The organism is Enterococcus villorum (genome assembly GCF_007990225.1).
In the GTDB taxonomy this organism is placed as follows: domain Bacteria; phylum Bacillota; class Bacilli; order Lactobacillales; family Enterococcaceae; genus Enterococcus_B; species Enterococcus_B villorum.
On record NZ_BJWF01000071.1, the window covers coordinates 1 to 3,841 of the forward strand.

The window sequence follows — 3,841 nt, forward strand, 5'->3', positions numbered from 1 at the left end:
TTGACTTTGACTTCTTTTAACAAATCTTTAAGATCCACTTCTTTGGTTCCGACAGTGATATTGGGCTCGGCTGGCGTTACAGAAAGATCACCTGTTGGCTCAAAGCCGTAATCCGTCACATTGTAATAGGCATAGTTGGAACCATAGGTATAATTGCCTTCTTGTTCATCCGACATAAAGACATTGCCACTTGGATCAGCATGGTAAACTTTTACTTGATCCCCAGCAGAAACCGTTAGCGGCTCCCCTCCATTGAAGCGGGAAATAGCTTGCTCAATGGTTTGCTTTCCGTGGACTTCGTATTTATATTGACTTGCGTTATGACTAAACACTTCGATGCTGTAGTACACATCCGAATCATCCGCATTTGTGATGCGTTTAGAAAGATTAGATTTATTTTTTCCTGGTAAGGAAGCAATCTGTAATTTTTTGTCTTCTTTGGTGAGACTAAATGCACTAATAGTATCGCCATCTTTATTCTTCATCACAAGTGTATTGCCCCAGTTCACCGTGTATGGTACAGCTACTTCTTTGGTCGTGACCTCATCAGAAGTTGTGAGTTTGACTTTTAATTCTTTCTCACCCACTGTTGAAGTATCAAAGGTGTCCACAGGTTCTACTGTGTACAAATCCGTGTTTAATTCTTGATCATTAAACTTCACATTCTGAATCAAGGCTTTGATGTCTTTTGCTGTCGCATCTTCGCCCAAGGTTAAACTCATTTTTACAAAATTCGCTTTCATATCCGTAATAGGTTCAATTCCTGAATCTGTCACGCGATAATAGGCATAATTTAAGCCAGCCGTGTAATCTCTCACCACATCGTCTTGAATGAATAAATTATTTTTACTAGGCTCTGCATGATAAACTTTGATAATCGCCCCCGTGGAAATTGGGAGTGGTTGTCCGTTATTAAACCGTGCAATCGCTTGTCCAAATGTCATATTACCAGTGACACTGTAAACAAAATTCCCAGTATTCACAGAAGAATCTTCAAACACTTCCGGTTGACTTGGAACTGGCAAACTATTTTCCCCTTCGTCCACTTCAATACGGTAATAATCGTTTCGACCAAATTCGTTATTGACCCAATTATTTAAATCTGCATCTGGATCCCCTTGGGTAGCTGAAAGGTACCATTGATCATTTTTCTTAATAAAACTATAGACACCCACTGTTGCGCCATTTAAGCCCTTCATGACTAAGGAATCGCCCCATTTGACTTCATAAGGAATATCGACTTCCTTTGTTGCATAGCCGTCTTTTAAATCAATTTGTAATTTGACTTCTCTTTTACCAATGGTTTTGGTGTCAAAATCGGTTAATTGTTTTATCGTGTAAAGATCATCGGTCACCGCATGGCCATTGACCGTGACGGCCGACAACAATTGATTTAATTCAACGTTTTCAGGTTGTTCCGTTAGATTAAGTTGTTTATTGGCGGTGGTGCCGCCTAATTCCGGTGCTGGTTCTAAGCCATAGTCTGTGACTTGGTACCTCGCCGTGTTAGAACCATAAGTATAGTCTTTTTCTGTTTCATCTTGCCATAAAACGGAACTTCCTTCGATTTTTTGGGGCTGATTCACGGTAATAATATCGCCCGTTTGAACTGTCACTAAATTACTGCCATTCCCAAAGTTATTCATAATTTGTTGCAAGGTTGCTCGTCCTGGCATATTTTGTGAATAAATGGAACTTCCATTTCTAGTGATCTCAATCGAATAATAGGTATTTGGTTCATTATCGGCATTGATTTTTTCATCTAATGGTGTGTCTAATCCTGCACTGATTTTTAGTACTTTTGAAGAGCTGGTTGTACCAGCGAGTGCTTTACCATCGATTAATGAAAAGGCCCCAGCTGATCCTCCAGACTTAGATTTAACTAAGAAGGATTCTCCCCACTTCACAGTATAAGGAACCTCAATTTCTTTTGAGACCATCTTGTCTTTGGTGTCAATTCTAACCCGAATATTTTTTTCGCCAGCGATAGAAGTATCAAACTCACTCATTTGCGTGACTGTATATTGATCACTTGCAACCGGTGTGCCATTGATCATGATACTCTTCACTAATTTGGTGCCATCAATGTCACTACTATCTTCGCCTAAAACAAACTCTTGGGGAGACGATTCTGCTTGAATGGCTAAAATCGCTTCTAGACCTCGATCAGTGACTTCGTAATACGCATAGTTGGAACCAATGGTGTAGTCTTTGATCAGCTCGTTTTCCATGAACAGATTTTTGCCCACAGGATCGGCATGATAAACTTTAATGACATCGCCTTTATTAACATTCAACGGTTGTCCATTGTTAAACCCATTAATGGATTCACGAATGGATTGATTCCCAGCAACTTCATATAAAAATTGACTCGTTGAAGCTCGTAAGACTTCAATGGAATAATACGTATCGTAACCAAAATTATTATCCACTGGATTATCCAAGTCGGTGCCTTCCACTCCTTGTGACGCTTGAAGTTGCCATTGATCCTTATTCTTAAGTAAACTAAAGGCACCAGCAGTAGCATCATTTAATCCTTTGACTACAAATGTACTTCCCCATTTGACGTTATAGGAAACTTCGACTTCTTTTGAAGCTAAACCATCATTTGTGGTAATTTTAACCTTCATGGTTCTTCTACCCACAGTTTTCGTATCAAAATCACTTAAATTTTCGACTGTGTAAAAGGCATCATCTGCCACTGCACCATTAATCGTCACATTTTTGACCAAGTCTTTGGGATTGATTTGACTAGAGTCTTCCCCTAAAACAAAATCCTTCGAAGCACTTTCTGCCTCCATCACAGGCGCTGGATCAAAACCGTAAGGCGTGACTTTATAATACGCATATTCGGAGCCATATGTATAATCTTTTTCTTGTTCATTAACCATCACCACAGAACCATTAGCTAACTTTTGAGGGTAATAGATTTTGATGATATCATCCATCTGGACATCTATCGTATTGTTTGCATTTCCAAAGCGATCCATGATTTCTTGTAAGGTCGCACGATTAGTCACGTCTTGGTTGTAGACGGAACGACCATTACGTAAAACTTCGAAATTATAATAAAGATCATAGGGTTTAGTGAGATCACCTACTCCTTCATTTAACGGTGAAGCAATTCCTTGATAAAGCGATAAAGTTGGCGTGGTATTGTTGGTGTTCCCCACTCTTAAAGTAAAAGCACCTGCTGAGGACTTGCCATCGGCTGTACGCACTAAAATAGTATTTCCCCAGTTAACATTGACTGTTGTGGTACCGGTACCTTTGATCATGACATTTGAAACAGGGTGCTTCGCTTGAACAGTGAGCTTCAATTCTTGCTGGCCGATTGCTTGGAAAATCGTTTTGGTTGATTCTTCCGCCACTAATTGCAGGTCATTAAGATCGACCTTTTCCCCATTCATTCTTACTTCGTCAATATAATCTTTAAAATGATCGGCTAATAAATCCGAAGAATCCCCTAATGTAAAGGTTCGATCCTCAACCGGTTTTAATTTAACGAGTAAATCTGGATAAGGTAAGATTTTCATCGTCATGGCTTTTGTTTCTGTACGCCCATCCGAAGTATTTACCGTTGCTTGCCAAGTATACGTTCCTGGTGTAGAAGTACTTGGATTATTCGCCCATTGTAGAGTATAGGTTCCTTCTGTGGTTACATCAAAATAATTTTTGACATCTGGTACCGCATCGTACTGATAAATTTCATCGGTTGCTTTTTTAATGCTCAACAGTTCTTTGACTGTAATCGGAAAAGTAACTTCCTCAGATCGCCCTGTTTCATCTTTGACAGAGACTTTCACGTCCTGTTTTCCAACTTTACTCGTATCTGGTTTAG

Annotated in this window: 1 protein-coding gene; it reads right to left on the reverse strand. The window is 39.5% G+C overall.

Annotated elements, in window-relative coordinates:
* On the reverse strand, positions 1–3,841 hold a 3,841-nt coding region (locus EVI01_RS13195), incomplete at both ends, for a cell wall protein (RefSeq protein ID WP_146811755.1).